At 62.0% G+C, this 16,604-nt stretch carries 12 protein-coding genes; 9 read left to right on the top strand and 3 right to left on the bottom strand.

Going from position 1 to position 16,604, the window contains the following annotated elements; all coding sequences use genetic code 11:
• The first annotated feature begins 165 nt into the window (after positions 1 to 165).
• The 5 genes from N2K98_RS12220 to N2K98_RS12200 all read left to right on the top strand — a co-directional run bounded on the left by N2K98_RS12220 (position 166) and on the right by N2K98_RS12200 (position 7,123).
• Positions 166 to 2,232, top strand: a complete 2,067-nt coding sequence (locus tag N2K98_RS12220) for an acyltransferase family protein (RefSeq protein WP_255865144.1) — start codon at positions 166 to 168, stop codon at positions 2,230 to 2,232.
• A gap of 99 nt (positions 2,233 to 2,331) precedes the next feature.
• Entirely contained in the window at positions 2,332 to 3,519 is a 1,188-nt protein-coding gene (gene glf, locus N2K98_RS12215) for a UDP-galactopyranose mutase (RefSeq protein WP_255797181.1), read from the top strand.
• A 113-nt stretch (positions 3,520 to 3,632) separates the two neighbouring features.
• Complete coding sequence (locus N2K98_RS12210) at positions 3,633 to 5,519, top strand: glycosyltransferase (protein WP_255797220.1); 1,887 nt, start codon at positions 3,633 to 3,635, stop codon at positions 5,517 to 5,519.
• Positions 5,516 to 6,394: an ABC transporter permease gene (locus N2K98_RS12205; RefSeq protein ID WP_255865166.1), complete on the top strand. Its 879-nt coding sequence runs from the start codon at positions 5,516 to 5,518 to the stop codon at positions 6,392 to 6,394. Before N2K98_RS12210 ends, N2K98_RS12205 begins: the two co-directional genes overlap by 4 nt.
• Positions 6,395 to 6,397: 3 nt before the next feature.
• A complete protein-coding gene (locus N2K98_RS12200; protein ID WP_255797183.1) occupies positions 6,398 to 7,123 on the top strand; it encodes an ABC transporter ATP-binding protein in 726 nt (241 codons plus the stop codon).
• Between the two features lie 75 nt (positions 7,124 to 7,198).
• Here N2K98_RS12200 and N2K98_RS12195 read toward each other — a convergent pair whose 3' ends face one another.
• Positions 7,199 to 8,239, bottom strand: coding sequence for a glycosyltransferase family 2 protein (locus N2K98_RS12195; RefSeq protein ID WP_255797184.1), 1,041 nt, complete (start codon positions 8,237 to 8,239; stop codon positions 7,199 to 7,201).
• A gap of 167 nt (positions 8,240 to 8,406) precedes the next feature.
• On the opposite strand from N2K98_RS12195, the gene N2K98_RS12190 reads away from it, so the two are divergent.
• The 4 genes from N2K98_RS12190 (at position 8,407) to N2K98_RS12175 (ending at position 14,061) form a co-directional block, all read left to right on the top strand.
• A complete protein-coding gene (locus N2K98_RS12190; protein ID WP_260553703.1) occupies positions 8,407 to 10,683 on the top strand; it encodes a YfhO family protein in 2,277 nt (758 codons plus the stop codon).
• 68 nt (positions 10,684 to 10,751) lie between these two features.
• Positions 10,752 to 11,198, top strand: coding sequence for a GtrA family protein (locus N2K98_RS12185; RefSeq protein WP_255797186.1), 447 nt, complete (start codon positions 10,752 to 10,754; stop codon positions 11,196 to 11,198).
• Entirely contained in the window at positions 11,195 to 12,052 is an 858-nt protein-coding gene (locus tag N2K98_RS12180) for a glycosyltransferase family 2 protein (protein ID WP_255865146.1), read from the top strand. The genes N2K98_RS12185 and N2K98_RS12180 overlap by 4 nt, the downstream gene beginning before the upstream one ends.
• A gap of 41 nt (positions 12,053 to 12,093) precedes the next feature.
• Positions 12,094 to 14,061 (top strand): DUF7657 domain-containing protein, encoded by a 1,968-nt coding sequence (locus N2K98_RS12175; protein WP_255865147.1) that lies wholly within the window; start codon positions 12,094 to 12,096, stop codon positions 14,059 to 14,061.
• Positions 14,062 to 14,138: 77 nt separating this feature from the next.
• Here the strand turns inward: N2K98_RS12175 and rfbD are convergent, their stop codons facing one another.
• Positions 14,139 to 15,572, bottom strand: a complete 1,434-nt coding sequence (rfbD, locus tag N2K98_RS12170) for a dTDP-4-dehydrorhamnose reductase (protein ID WP_255865148.1) — start codon at positions 15,570 to 15,572, stop codon at positions 14,139 to 14,141.
• Positions 15,569 to 16,567: a dTDP-glucose 4,6-dehydratase gene (gene rfbB / locus N2K98_RS12165; protein ID WP_255865149.1), complete on the bottom strand. Its 999-nt coding sequence runs from the start codon at positions 16,565 to 16,567 to the stop codon at positions 15,569 to 15,571. Before rfbB ends, rfbD begins: the two co-directional genes overlap by 4 nt.
• Positions 16,568 to 16,604 lie beyond the last annotated feature (37 nt).

The raw sequence follows: 16,604 nt of genomic DNA, 5'->3' as shown, positions 1-16,604 counted from the left end.
GCACGTTCGGTTCCGCGTTGAAGCGATCAGCCTATGCAGGCTGTGCGCGGTCCTGCCGCTGCGGGGCGCAGGGTGCCTATAGTCCGCCCTGCCCCTGTGCCTGTGGAGGGAAGGTCATGCTGCCGCCCGTAGAATACAAGGGAATTTTTGTCCAGAAAGGCACGCGTGACTAATCAGTTTTCTGCTCCCCAGAGAAGCGAGGAGCTGCGTTCCGCAACGGGCAAGGCAGCGAAAGCCGGCTATCGACCCGAGGTACAGGGTCTTCGGGCGGTTGCAGTGCTCATGGTGGCCAGCTATCACATCTGGTTCGACAGGGTCTCCGGTGGTGTTGACGTCTTCCTTCTGATTTCTGCCTTCCTGCTTTCACTGTCCTTCATCCGGAAGGTGGAAGATGGGCGGCCCCTGAGATTGGGGCAGTACTGGATCCACGTCTTCAAAAGACTGCTGCCCGCCGTCTCGGTCGTGCTCGTGGGAACCCTCATCGCCACGGCGTTGTTCGTCCCCCGGAGCCGGTGGACCGAAATCCTTTCCCAGTCCTGGTCGTCCCTGCTTTACTTCCAAAACTGGGCACTGGCGGCGGACTCGGTGGATTACTACGCTGCGGACCACAGCGGAGCGAGTCCGCTCCAGCATTTCTGGTCGCTCTCGGTCCAAGGGCAGGTCTTCATTCTGTGGCCGATATTATTTGCGCTTTCTGCCGTGCTGGCCAGGGCAGGACGGAAACCGTTCCGAAGGATTGTCCTGTACGTCTTCGGAACGGTCTTTGCAGTCTCCTTGGCGTTCTCGGTTCATGAAACGTACACGAACCAGGCACACGCCTACTTCGATACCCGGACGCGCCTATGGGAGTTCGCCTTCGGCACCTTGCTTGCGCTGGCCCTTCCCTACCTGAAACCGGGTAAAGGACTCCGGATCGCGGCCGGCTGGCTTGGACTCGCCGCGATCCTTAGCTGCGGCTTCCTCCTCGATGTTCAGGGTGCCTTCCCGGGTTTTGTAGCCCTTTGGCCGTTGGTGGCGGCAGCACTGGTGATTGTTGCCGGACAGACCGGCAGTCGTTTCGGTGCGGACCGGTTCCTGTCGTGGGGTCCGTTGGTTCGGATGGGGGACATGTCCTATGCCCTGTATCTCTGGCACTGGCCTGTACTGGTCATTTACCTGATCTTCCGGGACCGGACGTCCGCAGGCCCGTTGTCCGGCGCCGCAATCATCATCGTCTCGCTTACGCTCGCCTACCTGACGACGAGGTTGGTCGAGCGTCCCTTGCGGACCATGGATTGGGTGCAGCGCAGTACGTTAAACGGGGTTGTGGCCATTGCCGTCTGCGCCGCGGTAGTTGCTGTTCCCGTTTTTTCGGCGCAGACCGCGCTCCGGGTGCAGGGCGAGAGGCTGCTGGCCGGTGCGGATCGGAATAACCCGGGCGCGGCGGCCCTGGACCCAGGCTTCTTTTACCTGGGGGATGAGGACGCAACGGTGCTGCCGACTGCTGATGTAGTCGGGGGTGACTATGTCAGTCTCGAGGAGGGCTGCACCGGTCGATACGCCACAGACGCAGAGATGCTCCAGGGGTATGGCTGTTCGGGCATTGTCAGTCAGGAAAATCCGGAACGGACGATCGTTGCAGTGGGCAACAGCCACGTTCAGCAGCTTGTGGCCGGCCTGGCGCCTTTGGCAGCAGAACGCAACTGGGCCTTGATTGCCCTGGTCAAGGGCGGCTGCCAGCTGGAATCCTCCCGGGAAACCTATTCCCAGGAATGCAACGAACGTAACGAGCAGGCCATGGAGTACATCTCGGAGCTGAAGCCCGACGCCGTCCTGACTACGGCCACTTACTCCATCGCAGGCCCCCCGTATGAACTCCTCCCGGGTGGTTTTGGCTCCGTGGCACAGGACATCGTGTCGCAGGGGATCAAGCTGGTTGGTGTGCGGGACACTCCGCGGTACACGTTTGATATGGCTCAGTGCCCGGAAACCCACGGCATCGACTCAGCAGAGTGCAATCCGCCCTATGAGAGCGTGCGGAATACGGACTTCAGTTCTATTCAGGCTATCGGCAGTGTGGTCCCGGAAATGGGAACCATCGACATTGATGACCTCGTCTGTCCCAACGGGACCTGCCCCGCAGTCATCGGTAATGTGCGGGTGTATTTGGACGATAATCACCTGTCCAGGACGTACGTTGAAAGCATGGCACCCCAGTTCGCCGAGAGATTCCTGAAAGCCGTCGGATGGTGATCAGGCACGGTCGGGCATGCCCCTTCCCGAAATCTCGGATAACCTTGACCGTCGGGTGCGTACCCGCCTGGGCGGTACCGGAAATATACAGGAGTAAATGTGAACGTTGACCTCGTCGTCGTCGGGGCGGGCTTTTTCGGCCTGACCGTAGCCGAGCGCGCTGCAAAGGAACTGGGCCTGAAGGTCGCAGTCATCGATCGTCGCCACCACATTGGCGGCAACGCATATAGCGAGAACGATGCGCAGACCGGCATTGAAGTGCACCGCTACGGCGCCCACCTGTTCCACACCTCGAATGAACGGGTATGGGAGTACGTCAACCGATTCACGGAGTTCACTGATTACGTTCACAAGGTCTACACCAGCCACAAGGGCGAGGTGTACTCCATGCCCATCAACCTGGGCACGATCAACCAGTTCTTCCGGTCCTCGATGGGCCCGGCGGAAGCCAAGGCACTCATTCAGGAGCAGGCCGGCGAATTGGCCGGAACCGACCCCGCCAACCTCAACGACAAGGGTATCCAGCTCATCGGGCGCCCCCTCTACGAAGCCTTCATCAAGTACTACACCGGCAAGCAGTGGCAGACGGACCCCAAAAACCTGCCTGCGGAGATCATTAGCCGCCTGCCCGTCCGCTACAACTATGACAACCGGTATTTCAATGACAAGTACGAGGGCCTGCCGGTAGACGGCTACACGGCCTGGATCGAGCGGATGGCAGACCATCCCAACATCCAGGTGCACCTGAAGACTGATTTCTTCGATGACGGCCACGAGTTTTCCCGCAACAACAGCCTGGGCCAGGTCCCGGTCATCTACACCGGACCTGTCGACCGCTACTTCGATTACGCGGAGGGTGACCTGTCCTGGCGGACCATCGACCTCGAAGAGGAAGTACTTCCGATCGAGGACTTCCAAGGTACTTCGGTAATGAACTACCCCGACGAGGACGTTCCCTTCACCCGGATCCACGAGTTCCGCCACTTCCACCCCGAACGCGACTACACCAAGGATGCCACGGTGATCATGCGTGAGTTCTCCCGTTTCGCGGAGAAGGGGGACGAACCCTACTACCCGGTGAACACAGCTGAGGACCGAGCCAAACTACTGGCTTACCGCGACTTGGCCAAGGGCGAAAAATCCGTGCTCTTCGGCGGACGCCTTGGCACCTACAAGTACCTGGACATGCACATGGCAATCGGCTCCGCCTTGTCGATGTATGACAATAAGATCAAGCCGCACTTCACAGGCGGCGCAAAGCTGGAAAGCGGAGGAGTAGACGCGTGAGCAACGCAATCGTAGAACGCACGCCCCATGCCGAAGAACCGCATGAAACCTGGTCGCCCCTGCAGCGGGTCATCCTCCCTTCCCTGGACCAGCTGGACACCATTCCGCTGTACATGGACACCGGCAGCGCGATCGGCGTGCAGCTCTCTACCATGAACGGTGATGCCCGGGCCGATGCCGGGGCACAGAGTTCCGCACCCGGGAAGGAAGCCCATGCTGAAGACTTCCTCTCACGCCGTGCCACGTCCGTCCGTCCAGGCGAGCGGGTCTCCTTCGGAACATACTTCAATGCGTTCCCCGCGAGCTACTGGCGCCGATGGACCAACTTGGAAACCGTCCGACTGAGCGTCCGGACCACTGGTACGGGTGCAGTGAGCGTCTACAAATCCAACGCGCGCGGGTCGCTGCAGCACGTACAGACGCAGCGGGTGGACGCACCCAGCACCAGTACCTTCGAGTTGAGCCTGAAGCCCTTCGGCGACGGCGGCTGGTACTGGTTCGACCTCGTCGCCGGTTCCGAGCCGCTGATCCTGGAAGAAGCCGAATGGCAGGCGCCGGGTGAACCGGTTAAGCCAGGCACAGTGACGCTCGAAATCACTACCTTGAACAAGACCTCGTTCTGCATCAACAACCTCCGCATCCTCGGTGAGCATCCCGAGGCTCTGGAGTCCGTCAAGGAAGTCCTGATCGTTGACCAGGGCACCGAGAAGGTTGCCGAGGCTGAAGGCTTCGCCGAAGTCGAAGCAATGCTCGGCGGAAAGCTCCGCATCATCAACCAAGCCAACCTGGGTGGGTCCGGCGGTTTTGCGCGGGGCATGTACGAGGCCGTGGAAAGCGGCAGCGACTACGTCCTGCTCCTTGACGACGACGTCGTAATGGAACCCGAGAGCATCTCCCGCCTTCTAACCTTCGCGGACCGGTGCAAGACCCCCACGATCGTGGGCGGCCACATGTTCGACCTGTACAACCGCACCGTGCTGCACACCTTCGGCGAGACTGTGAACCCGTACCGGTTCCAGCCGGACCAGCCGCACGAGCAAATGACCCTTGGGCATGATTTCGTGCGGTCGAACCTGCGGCACACCCCCTGGCTGCACCGCCGCGTGGACGTGGACTACAACGGCTGGTGGATGTGCCTGATCCCGACCCAGGTGATCCGGGACATCGGTCTTTCCCTGCCGGTCTTCATCAAGTGGGACGACGCCGAGTACGGGCTGCGCGCTAAGAGCGCGGGGTACCCCACGGTTTCGATGCCCGGTTCCGCCGTCTGGCACGTCTCGTGGATCGATAAGGACGACCTCGTCGGCTGGCAGGCGTACTTCCACACCCGCAACCGCATGATCGCTGCCCTGATCCACAGCCCTTACGAGCACGGCGGCCGCGTAGTCCGGGAGACCGGTTACATTGACCTCAAACACTTGATCTCCATGCAGTACTTCACTGCACAGGGACGCGTCATGGCCCTCCGGGACCTTTTGAAGGGCCCGGAGCACCTGCACGGAATCCTGCCCACCAAGCTGCCCGAGATCCGCGCCATGACCAAGAACTTCAGCGACTCCCAGTTCCAGCCGGATCCGGAGGCCTTCCCCGCCCCCGTGATGCACAAGCCGCCGCGGCACGGGCAGGGCTTCTCCGCCCCCTCCTATGCGTCCCTCATCCCGTGGGCCGCCAAGACGGTGGTCAAGCAGCTGACGAAGAAGGTTCCGGCAACCAGCTTGGAGCACCCGCAGGCCTACATTGCGCACCAGGACAATAAGTGGTGGCGGATGTCCCAGTACGACAGCGCTGTGGTGTCCAACGCCGAAGGCACAGGTGCCTCCTGGTATAAGCGTGATCCGAAGCAGCTGAGGGTCCTCCTTGCCGAGGCCGTGCGGCTCAACGCCGAGATCCTGAAGAATTGGCAGAAGCTCAGCGACCAGTACCGCGAGGCCCTTCCGGAAATCACTTCCTTCGAAGCCTGGAAGAAAACCTTTGCCGAGCATTCGGAAGAGAGTAAATAAGCTTGTCCACCGGCGCACTCGAAACTCCCGGGCGGGGAGCGGGATTGGCGGATATCCTCCGGTCCCGCTTCCTGCTCAAGCTGCTCGTCTCCAAGGAACTGAAGGTCCGTTACCGCGGCTCCATCCTGGGACTGCTCTGGTCCTATGTGAAGCCCGGCGTGCAGTTCGTCGTCTTCTACATCGCGCTCGGCATCTTCCTCAATCTTGAGCAAAGCCCAAGCAACACGGGCGGCCTGCCGAACTACGCCATCTATCTCTTCTCCGGCATAGTCCTCATCAACTTCTTCACGGAAGCCCTGGGCAATGCGTCGCGCTCCATTGTGGGCAACGGCGGGCTGATCAAAAAGATATACCTGCCGCGGCAGCTATTTCCGGTGGCCTCCGTATGGGTCTCGGGTGTGCACTTTTTACCCCAGATGCTGATCCTGATCGTGGCGTGCCTGTTCAACGGATGGAATCCGTCGCTGCTGCAGCTGGCGTCCGCAGTGGCCGGGTTCGTCATCGTGGCTTTGCTGGCCACGGGGCTGGGGCTGTTGTTCGGTGCGGTGAACGTCTACTTCCGTGATGCGGAGAACCTGGTAGACATGCTGCTGATGATCGCAACCTGGGCGTCGCCGGTGTTGTATTCGTGGATCATGGTGCGGGAAAAGCTGGGGGAGACGTTTTTCAACCTCTACCAGCTGAACCCGATCACCGTTGGCGTGGAAGCGTTCCACTTCGCCTTCTGGCTTCCCACAACGGACGGTGCCGAGGCGATCCCGCCTCACCTGTTGTCCCTGTGGATACCCATCGCCCTGGTTATTTCGGCAGCGGTCCTGCTGGTCGGCCAACTCGTCTTCCGTCGCCTTGAAGGCCGTTTCGCACAGGAGCTGTGAACCGTGGCAAATGCCATTGAAGTACGCAATGTAAACAAGCAGTTCGTCCTGCGGCACACCCGCTCCATGAAGGAAGCGTTTGTCTGGCTGGTCAAGGGCCGCAAGGGCGACCTCTCCGAGAAATTCCACGCGCTCAAGGGTGTCTCGCTCGAGGTCGAACAGGGCGAGACAGTTGCCCTGCTGGGCCTGAACGGGTCCGGCAAGTCCACGCTGCTCAAGCACATCTCGGGGGTTATGCGTCCCGATACGGGCACTGTGGGCACCCGGGGCCGGGTGGCCGGCCTGATCGAGGTTGGGGCAGGATTCCACCATGACCTCAGCGGACGGGACAATGTCTACCTGAATGGTGCGATTCTGGGCATGACGGAGGCGGAGATCGACGAAAAGTTCGACTCCATCGTCGCATTCTCGGAAATCGGCCAGTTCATCGACACCGAGGTGAAGTTCTATTCCTCCGGCATGTATCTCCGGTTGGCGTTTTCCGTGGCGGTCCATACCGACCCTGACATTTTCCTCGTGGACGAGATCCTCGCCGTCGGCGATGAACCGTTTCAGAAAAAGTGCATCGACAAGATTAAGGAACTGGCCGGGGAGGGTAAGACACTGGTTGTTGTCAGCCACGACCTGGACCTGGTCTCAAGAATCTGCAAACGCGGCGTCGTGCTTGAACACGGGCAGGTCGTTATGGATGGCCCCGTGGACGACGCCGTTGCCCGTCTGCGTGAGTAACCTGTCGACCGGAAACAGGCAGTAAAAAGGGGATCCGCCGCAAAACGGCGGATCCCCTTTTTGCCGTGTCGGCGGTTACTGTGCCGTCTTTCCGGACGCATCACTGCCGATGACACCGGTGCCGCCGGCCGTGCCTGATGTACCGCCCGTGTCAGGAGTGGAAGCACCGGGAACGGTATCGGTGTCCAGCATGCTGTCATAGCCCACCAGGTAAAGCGGGCGGCGGAGCGTGCCCGCGAAGATCCGGCCGATATATTCACCGAGAATGCCCAGGCAGAACAGTTGGATGGCCCCGATGCCGCCTACCACCAGGACGGTGGACGCCCAGCCCGGTACTGTCTGTCCCGTGAACACGCCGACTACGACAAAAATGCCCACCAAGACACACAGCATGGCGCTGAGGACGCCGAGCCAAGTGGCAAAGCGGAGGGGACCGCCGGAGAAGGTTACGATGCTCTCCGTGGTCAGCAGGATCATCTTGCCCAGAGGATACTTGGACGTTCCAGCCGCGCGCTTGTCCCGCTCGTAGTAGACGTTGGTGCTCGGGAAACCGAACCAGGGGATGATCAGCCGGTAAACCCGGCCCTCTTCGGGCAGTTTGTTGATAGCGTCCAGGACCCTGCGGCTCACGAGCCTGAAGTCACCCGCATTGGACGGTACGTGCGGACCCGCGACCCGCCGCATCAGCCAGTAGTACATTGCGGCGGTCTGCCGTTTGAAAACAGAATCGGTGGAACGGTCGCTACGGACGCCGTAGACCACGTCCACATTCTCGGTCCGGGCCTTCTTGAGCATTTCCTCGATGGCCTCGGGAGGATCCTGCAGATCGGCATCGATGGTGACTACATAGTCACCCACGGCGCCGGCCATTCCCGCAGTGATAGCTGCCTGGTGGCCGCTGTTGCGCATCAGGCGGACCAGCCGGAGCTCCGGCCATTCAGCCCGGATCTGCTGCACCAGTTGTGCCGTGGCGTCCTTGCTGCCGTCATCAACAGCTACCACTTCGTAGGGGACGTCCAGTCCGTCCAACACGGGACGCAACCGTGCAACCAGCTGATGCAGGACGGCCTCCTCGTCGTACATAGGTACAACTACAGACAGCACTTTATGGCTCAAGACAGGACTCCTAGTAGGCTATAAACACCTAGCGAGCATACCAACGTTCACTGCGATAGCCTGCTTCACCCAACCCGGGCTCCGCAGCCGCATGGGCTACAATTGCCAAGGCCTTCCTGAGGGCTACCTCTGATGAGGCACGTATGCGTAGAACGGACCGCAATTTTATGACGACAGTGAGCCAACGGCGAGAGAGCGGTACGCTCCTCGAACCCAGTGACACGCAGACGCCGGACGGGCCGTCGCAGGAAGGGCGCAAAGAAACGCTCCTGTGGGGCCTGGTCACTGTCGCAGCCACGTTTATCGGCTCCCTGATCCCGCTGATCCCGAATCCACGCTTCTACTTCTACGATGACACGCAGGCCGGTGCCTACGGAATCTGGGTGGAGATCGGGGAAAGCCTCCGCCGCGGTGAATGGTGGCTGTTCAGCGATGAGGCCTGGGCTGCCGGCAACTACGCTGCCGAAGGGCAGTGGGGGCTCTGGAACCCGCTGATCATGCTCATCGGGTTGATGTCCACTGTGATTACGGACGCCGTTCTCTTCTCAACCATCCTGAAGATCGCGCTGATGCTGGTCCTGGCGCTGGGCACATTCCTCCTGGCGCGCAGCTACCGGTCCACGGCGCCTTGGGCCGCCGTCGCCGGCGTCGCCGTGACCCTCACGGGATTCACCACATACTTTGACGGATCCTCCTGGGTTACGGGCCTGATGGTCTTCGCACTTCTTCCCTGGGCCTGGTGGGGACTGCGGCGCCTCATAACGGAAAGCCGCAACCCCGCACCCGCACTGATCTTCTCCTACCTGCTGATCACCGTGGGCTACGTCCACGGCACCATCATGCTGGTGATTGTCTTCCTGGCGCTGCTGATCGAAGTGTTTGTCCGGCGCACCCCGGCCCGTGCCGTCCCGCTCGTCGTTTCAGGCGTGATCCTTGGCATGGTGGCCCTGACGGTCTACCTACCCGGCGTCCTCACCGCGGGCGTGACTGCCCGGGCTTCGGACATCGGCAACAGCGGATTCCTGGGAACGGACCTTACGGGCCTGGCAAGTGCCGCTGTCGGCAGCGCCCTGCCGCAGGTCAGCGGCTGGTGGGGAGCGTTCGCCCCGGTGCCCGTCCTGTACATAGCCTGGTTCCTTCCGTTGGTGGGCCTGGTCAGTGGTCGCCGGATCCGCGGGTCCTGGCCGGCCTTGGCAGGACTGGTCACGGTAGGTGTCATCTCACTGATGCTCACGCTGGCTCCGAGCGACCTCGGACCGCTGCGTTTCCCCATCCGGCTCGTCCCGTACGTTTCCCTCACCGCCCTGGTCCTGCTGGCGGTCCTGCTTTCGCGCTTCCGCGTCCGCCAGCTGACCGGCGGCCGTATCGCGGCCGTGTCGGTCCTATATGCAGCAGGGATGTACCTCGCCTGGAGCCAGAACCCGAATATCAGCAGGATCCACTTCGTCCTCGGGGCGGTTGCAGCGGTAGGACTGATCTGCGCCGTCGTCGTGCTCTACGCTCCGCATCCGCTGGTACGGACGTGGGGAGTACGTGCTGCCGCCGCAGGAATCATTCTTGTATCCCTGGTGGCGGCTGTAGGCCAGAAGCATTACTTCCCCTCAACTCCGCTGCCTGATTTCCATTTCCCGGAGTCGCCCGAAGCCTACGACGAACCCCTTGCCGAGGCCGAAGGCATGACATTCGTGGTGGGCGAGCCGGACCGGCTTGGTCCCGCCATTTGGGCCGATACCCTCGCATCGAATGCCTGGTACCTGAGCGATATCCCCACACACAATCTGTACAGCCCCATCATGTTCGCCAAGTACTCCGAAGACCTTTGCATGACCAGCCACGGCTGGACCTGCCAGAACGCCGCGGACAGCCTCTTCACAGTGGATGAGGAAACCGGTGAACTGCTGGTGGACCTGCTCTCCATCGACACTGTCCAAATCCTGCGTGACCCGGCGGACACCTCCGGGGAAGCGTTGAAGGCGCGCATGGTTCCCGAAGGTTGGAACGAGGTGGAGCGCACCGGCGACTTCGTGACCTGGGTCCGTGCCGAGCCCCTGGAGAACAACGGCGAGGCTGTCTGGGCCACTCCGGGAACACGGGTATCAACTGTTTCGGACACCAGCCAGGAGCTGGTTCTGCACGTGGACGAAGTGCCCGACGGCGGCGCTGAAGTAGTCACCAGCCGATTGGCCTGGCCCGGCTACGACGCGGAGGGTGCCAGCATCGCGGATCCGCTGCGGGGTTACCTGCTGACTGTGGATGTTCCTGCCGGAAGCGAAGGACAGGATATCCGCATTACTTTCGAACCGCCGGCATGGCCCGTCCTGGTGGTACTTATCTGGTCCGCCATCGGGCTGGGAGTGCTTTGGTCGGTGCTGCACCTGATGCAGTCCCTGCGCCGAAGGAACCGGGCCGTGGAACCAAACGCGGACGGGCCGGTGGTGTTGTGAAAGCCGAGGACGAGACACCGTTTCCCGAGGGCCCACACGGGGTGTTTTCCGGCCCGCCGGGCCCGTTGATGCGGCTCCTGAAGACGGAAAAGGTCGCCTTCCTGCTGGTCGGCGGCGCGAATACCGTCTTCAGCACCCTTCTCTTCATCGGGCTGGACCTGCTCTTCGGGAGGCATGTTCCGTCCTTTGTTGTGCTGGGAACCGCCTGGCTGATATCCCTCGTGGCGGTCTTCTTTGTCTACCGGAAGCTGGTGTTCCGGGTGTCAGGCCACGTCCTGGCGGACCTGGGGCGGTTTGCGACGGTAAACCTCACCGCTTTGCTGGTGAACATGGTGCTGCTTTTCGTCGCCTCGGACATGCTGGGCGCGCCCCGCATCCCGGCCCAGATTGTCATCACCTGCGCCACGGTCTTCATCAACTACTTCGGCCATAAGTACTTTTCGTTTAGGCGCAAACCATCCCCGGAACCCGGACCCGTGCCAAGTGCCGGTTCCAAGAAAGAGGACGAAGCATGAGTCCCCGCGTTTCCATCGTCATTCCGGCCTACAACAACGCCGCCTATCTGGCCGCGACACTGGAGTCCGTGACGGCACAGACTTACCCGGACTTCGAAGTCGTCATCGCTGACCACAGCTCAATTGACGGTACGTCGGAAATCATCCAGTCCTTCGCCGGTGACCCCCGGATCCGGGTGCTCAGCCCCACGCCGCACGGCGGGGGCGCCAAAGCGAACTGGAACCGTGTGAGCCAGCATGCCGAGGGCGAGTGGATCAAGCTGGTCTGCGGCGATGACCTCATTGCACCCGAAGCCCTCGAAATCCAGATGGCGGCTGCGCAGGAACATCCCAGCGCAGTGATGGTGGCGAGCAAGCGTGCGGTGGTTGACGCGCACGGAGCACCGGTCATCGCCTCACGTGGACTGGCCGGCCTCGAGGGCCTGGTCAGCGGACGGGACGCCGTTCGCGCGACCGTACGCAGCGGCACCAATATCTTCGGTGAACCCGCCGCAGTCCTGCTTCGGCGCGATGTCCTGGCCGACGGCTGGTGGGACGACACCTTCCCTTACATGATCGATGAGACCGCGTACGTGCGCGTGCTGCGCTCCGGTGACTGTGTGGCCGTTCCCCAGACACTCGCCAGCTTCAGGATCAGCGCGAGCCAGTGGAGCGTCCGGCTGGCCAAGGCACAGGCTGAACAGGCTGCCGGCCTGCACCGGGCGATCCTGGCCGCGCATCCCGAGGCTGTCTCACCAGCCGACGTTCGCCGGGGCAATGCCCTCGCACTTGCCAACGCCTACGCCCGCCGGCTGGTTTACCTGGGGCTGCGTCGCCGTATGGGCAAGGAAAACGTCGTAGCCAGCACTACCTAAGTCACACAGCGGGCCGTGCCCGCGGAATGGTCACATAACCAATGTTGAAGACAACACGTGCCGCCGATCGGGCCGGTGCTGTGCTGCAGCCTGTCCTCCAATGGCTCCGAACCGGTGACAACGCCCTCCGGGTTGCCGTGGTGGCCGCCTACGCCGTTATGGTGCTTTTGGGCGCCACGACGTCCTCCATCGGGATGGGGCACCTGCGGCAGGATCCGGAGAATCCCCTCGGTACACAGCTAGGGCTCTCCAGCGGGATCCGCTCGGATGAGTACAACGCCTATTCGCCGATCGCCTTGTCAGTCATGGCCACGGGCGGTGCCCCCACGCTGAGCGCCATGGGTGCAAGGGCAGACCTTGTCCACCGGTTTACCTCTGGCGGTTTCTTCGAATCCTTCGTGTTCTTTGATTCAGGGCTGCTCAAGTTGGCTGGATTCCTGCCGGACGCGAACGTCTTTGCTGCTCACTGGTGGCTTCCTGTCCTCCTCCTGTTGCTGATGATGCCGAAGTGGTTCGAGCAGGTAGGCGGCACGAGGCGGATGGGATGGCTGGCTGCCGGATTAATCGCACTCTCGCCGTGTGTCGCCTGGTGGTCCATGATGCCAGTGGCCCTGATCGCCTATACCCTGACTGGGTCGAGCCTGATGATCACGGCGTACCACCGCTTCAACCGCGGCCAGCGCCTTGTGGCCGCACTGGCAGGATTGGCCGGCGGAATACTCATCGCGGGGATGCCATCCTTTTACACACCGTGGTCGCTGGTGCTCGGATTGCCGGTGCTGGTGGCTTCCACCCTATGGATCCTGACCCGTGCCGGCTCGTTGTGGACCCGTATCCGTCCGGTCCTGCTCACTGGAGTCACGGCGGTCATCTTCGGAATCGGCATCCTGGTGGAGAACTCGGAGGGACTCAACGCCCTGTTCAGCACGGTTTACCCGGGTTCCCGCCGATCCTCCGCCGAGGCACAGCCTTTCGCCCTGCTGTTCGGTGCTCCGGCACTGTCGCCGCTGCAAAACGGTTCCGTGCCCGTGCAGGCCAACGCCAGCGAACTGTCGACCTCTTTCGCCGTAGCCTTCATCTGGATTGCGGTGCTGCTGGCCGGCAGCAGGCTTGTTCCTTCCGTGCGCCGCGGCATAGCGGCATGGACTGTCCTGGCGTTCGGTTTGGTGTGGCTGGGCTGGTGCCTGGTGGACCTGGGAAGCCTGGGCGAGAAAATTCCCCTGTTGAACCTGGTGCCTTCGGTGCGGTCCGCCCAGGTGGTGGGCGTGCTTGGAGTCATTGCCGTCTGCCTGCTCCTTTCCATGGTGGACGGCCGGCGCTGGAAAACCGCCGTTGTGGCTGCCCTCATCTCCGGAGCCGTAACGGCGTATGCAGCGTCCCAGATGCAGGCACAGTATCTGCCGGACATGCGCTTTCTCGTCATTCCTGTTGCCGGGGCTGCCGTCGCCGTGGTGGTTCTCTGCGTGACGCGGTATCCGCACCGCAGCTGGCCCGTGGCCCTCGCGGTGGTGCTTGCGGCGCTTCCGGTTTACCGGGCCAACCCGCTGGTGTTCGGTCTCGGGGACCTGCGCGAATCGGAAACAGCGAAAGTCCTTTATGAAGCAGGGACCGAAGCGCGGGACAACGGCACCTTCTGGGCGTCAAACCTGGGTTCCTTCGACACCGTGAGCCTGGCAAACGGCGTGCCTACCCTGTCCGGGCTGCAGCGCTCAGGGCCTGACATGGAGATGTGGCAACGCCTGGATCCGGACAATGAGTTCGAAGAAGCCTGGAACCGCGGCGGGGGCTATGTTCCCTTCAACTGGGCGCCGGGAGCGGAAACGAACATCACTACCAACGGGTTTGACGTGACCTTTGTCCAGGTTGACCCCTGTGTCCTTGCGGACGCCATGCCGGAGCTGGGGCATATTGCCTCGACCACAGAACTGCAGGTTGACTGTCTCCAAGCCGAGCGCACCCTGCAGTGGTCGGGCAGTCCGGTATACACCTACCGGGTACTCCAGGACTGAGCCGGACGCGCTACGGAAACAGGGATGCCCCGCCGCTGCAGCGGCGGGGCATCCCTGTTTCTATCAGTTCGTCCCAGCTACTCGCCGTTGAGGTAGGCGGCGAGGGCTTGGCCGGCATCGCGGGGGCTGAAACCGGTGGCTTTGATCTTGGCCAGATCCAGGACGCTGTTACGCGGGCGGGGAGCGGCATCGGGCTTGGACGCGAAGTATTCCTCGGTGCTCACCCCGGTCACGGCTGCAGGGTCGGCGCCGGCCAGCCGGTAGACCGCGGCCGCGACGTCGGCCCACGAACCGGGCTCGCCGTCATTGGTGAGGTTGTAGGTGCCGAAAGGTGCGCGCGTATCCAGCAGGTGCCGGATGCCGGCAGCGATATCCTCGGCGAACGTGAGCCGACCGATCTGGTCATTGACCACAGACGGGGCGACGCCCTTGGACGCCAGCGACGCCATCGTGCGGACGAAATTATGTCCCTCTCCGATCACCCAGCTGGTGCGGATGATGTAATGGCGCGGCGCGGTGGCCGCTGCGGCGTCACCTGCCGCCTTGGTCTGGCCGTACACGCCCAAGGGGCAGACCTGGTCGTCCTCGCGGTAGTTGGCCGAAGTTCCGTCGAAAACGTAATCGGTGGAAACATGGACCAGCGTGATCCGGTGCTCTGCTGCTATCCGCGCCAGCCGGGACACGGCGGACGTGTTGATGTTCCACGCGTCCCTGCGCCCGGATGGTGTTTCTGCGGCGTCAACGGCAGTATAGGCGGCGGCGTTGATGACGACTTCGTAATCCTGCCAGCGGACGGCGTCGTAGGCAGCAGGGTCAGCCAGATCGAAGTCGGCCCGTGCGGCGAATACGGTATCGCCGCGGTCAGCGAAAAGAAACCGCAGGGCCGTACCGAGCTGGCCGCCAGCGCCCAGGACAAGCACGCGCTTGGCTGGCATGGGGGCGACCTCAGGGAGGAACGGATGGGCCTTGTCCTTGGCTGAGGTCTCTGCGGAGTCGAGGGGGATGGGCCAGGGGATAGCCGCGGTGGGATCCGCGAGGTTCAGGAAGGTGTATTTTTCCTGAGCGTCGGCGCTCCAATGGTCGTTGACCAGATAGGTGTACGCAGTCCCGTCTTCCAGCGTCTGGAAAGCATTGCCCACGCCCCGCGGGATAAATATCGCCTGCGAGGGATCCAGGACGTGGTGGAACGTGCGGCCGAATGTCGGGCCTTCCCGCAGATCCACCCAGGCGCCGAAAACGCGGCCAGTCGCTACGGAGATGTACTTATCCCACGGCTCTGCATGGATGCCGCGGGTGGTGCCGGCAGTCTCGTTGAAGGAAATGTTGTTCTGCACGGGACCAAAGTCGGGAAGGCCCAGTGCCGCCATCTTGCTGCGCTGCCAGTTTTCCTTGAACCACCCGCGGTTGTCGCCGTGCACCGGAAGGTCAAATACGACGACGCCGGGAATGGGCGTGGGATGCGCGGCCAGCGCCTTGGCGAAGATGCCGGGCGCTTCGTCAGCAGGCGTCACTGGCCCTGCTCCAGGTAGCGGCTCTCGGTTTCCGCCTTGCGGGGGCGCCACCAGGACTCGTTGTCCATGTACCACTTGATGGTGTTGTCGAGTCCGGTTTCGAAGGATGAGAAACGCGGCTTCCATCCCAGCTCGGTTCGGAGCTTTGTGGAATCGATGGCGTACCGCAGATCATGTCCCGGCCGGTCGGTCACGTGTTCAAAATCGTCCCGGTCCCTTCCCATGCGCTCGAGGATCAGCTCAACGACTTCCTTGTTGGTCTTTTCTCCGTCGGCGCCGATCAGGTACGTCTCGCCGATGCGTCCGTGTTCCAGGATGGTCAGGACCGCGGAAGAGTGGTCGTCGGCATGGATCCAGTCGCGGACGTTTTCACCCGCCCCGTAGAGCTTTGGGCGGACGCCGTCAATCACGTTAGTGATCTGGCGCGGAATGAACTTCTCCACATGCTGGTAAGGGCCGTAGTTATTGGAGCAGTTGCTGATGGTTGCCTGGAGGCCAAAGGAACGGACCCACGCGCGCACCAGCAGGTCGGACCCCGCCTTGGTGGAGGAATACGGGCTGGAGGGGTTGTACGGGGTGTTTTCGGTGAAGCGGGCGGGGTCGTCAATAGCCAGGTCGCCGTATACCTCGTCCGTGGATATGTGGTGGAAACGCTTATTGAATTTCCGTGCGGCTTGAATCAGCGTGTACGTGCCGATGATATTCGTGTCCAGAAAAGGCCGGGGATCATGCAGGGAATTGTCGTTGTGCGATTCCGCCGCATAATGGACTACCGCGTCCGAGGCCTCGGTAAGCTTTTCCACGAGGGGCTCATCGGTGATATCGCCGTGGACAAATTCGAACCGGTCGGAGGGGAGGCCCGCCAGGGAATCGAGGTTTCCCGCATAGGTAAGCTTGTCGATAACCGTTATATGAGCGTCTGTTTCGGCGAGTGCATAGTGAACGAAATTTGATCCGATGAACCCGGCGCCGCCGGTGACAAGTATCCGCTTCATAGTCCCCAAGGTTACCGGATTTGCGCCCCGTCTCCGT

Source organism: Arthrobacter jinronghuae, assembly GCF_025244825.1.
Lineage (GTDB): Bacteria > Actinomycetota > Actinomycetes > Actinomycetales > Micrococcaceae > Arthrobacter_B > Arthrobacter_B jinronghuae.
This window is presented reverse-complemented; position numbering and strand designations above follow the sequence as displayed.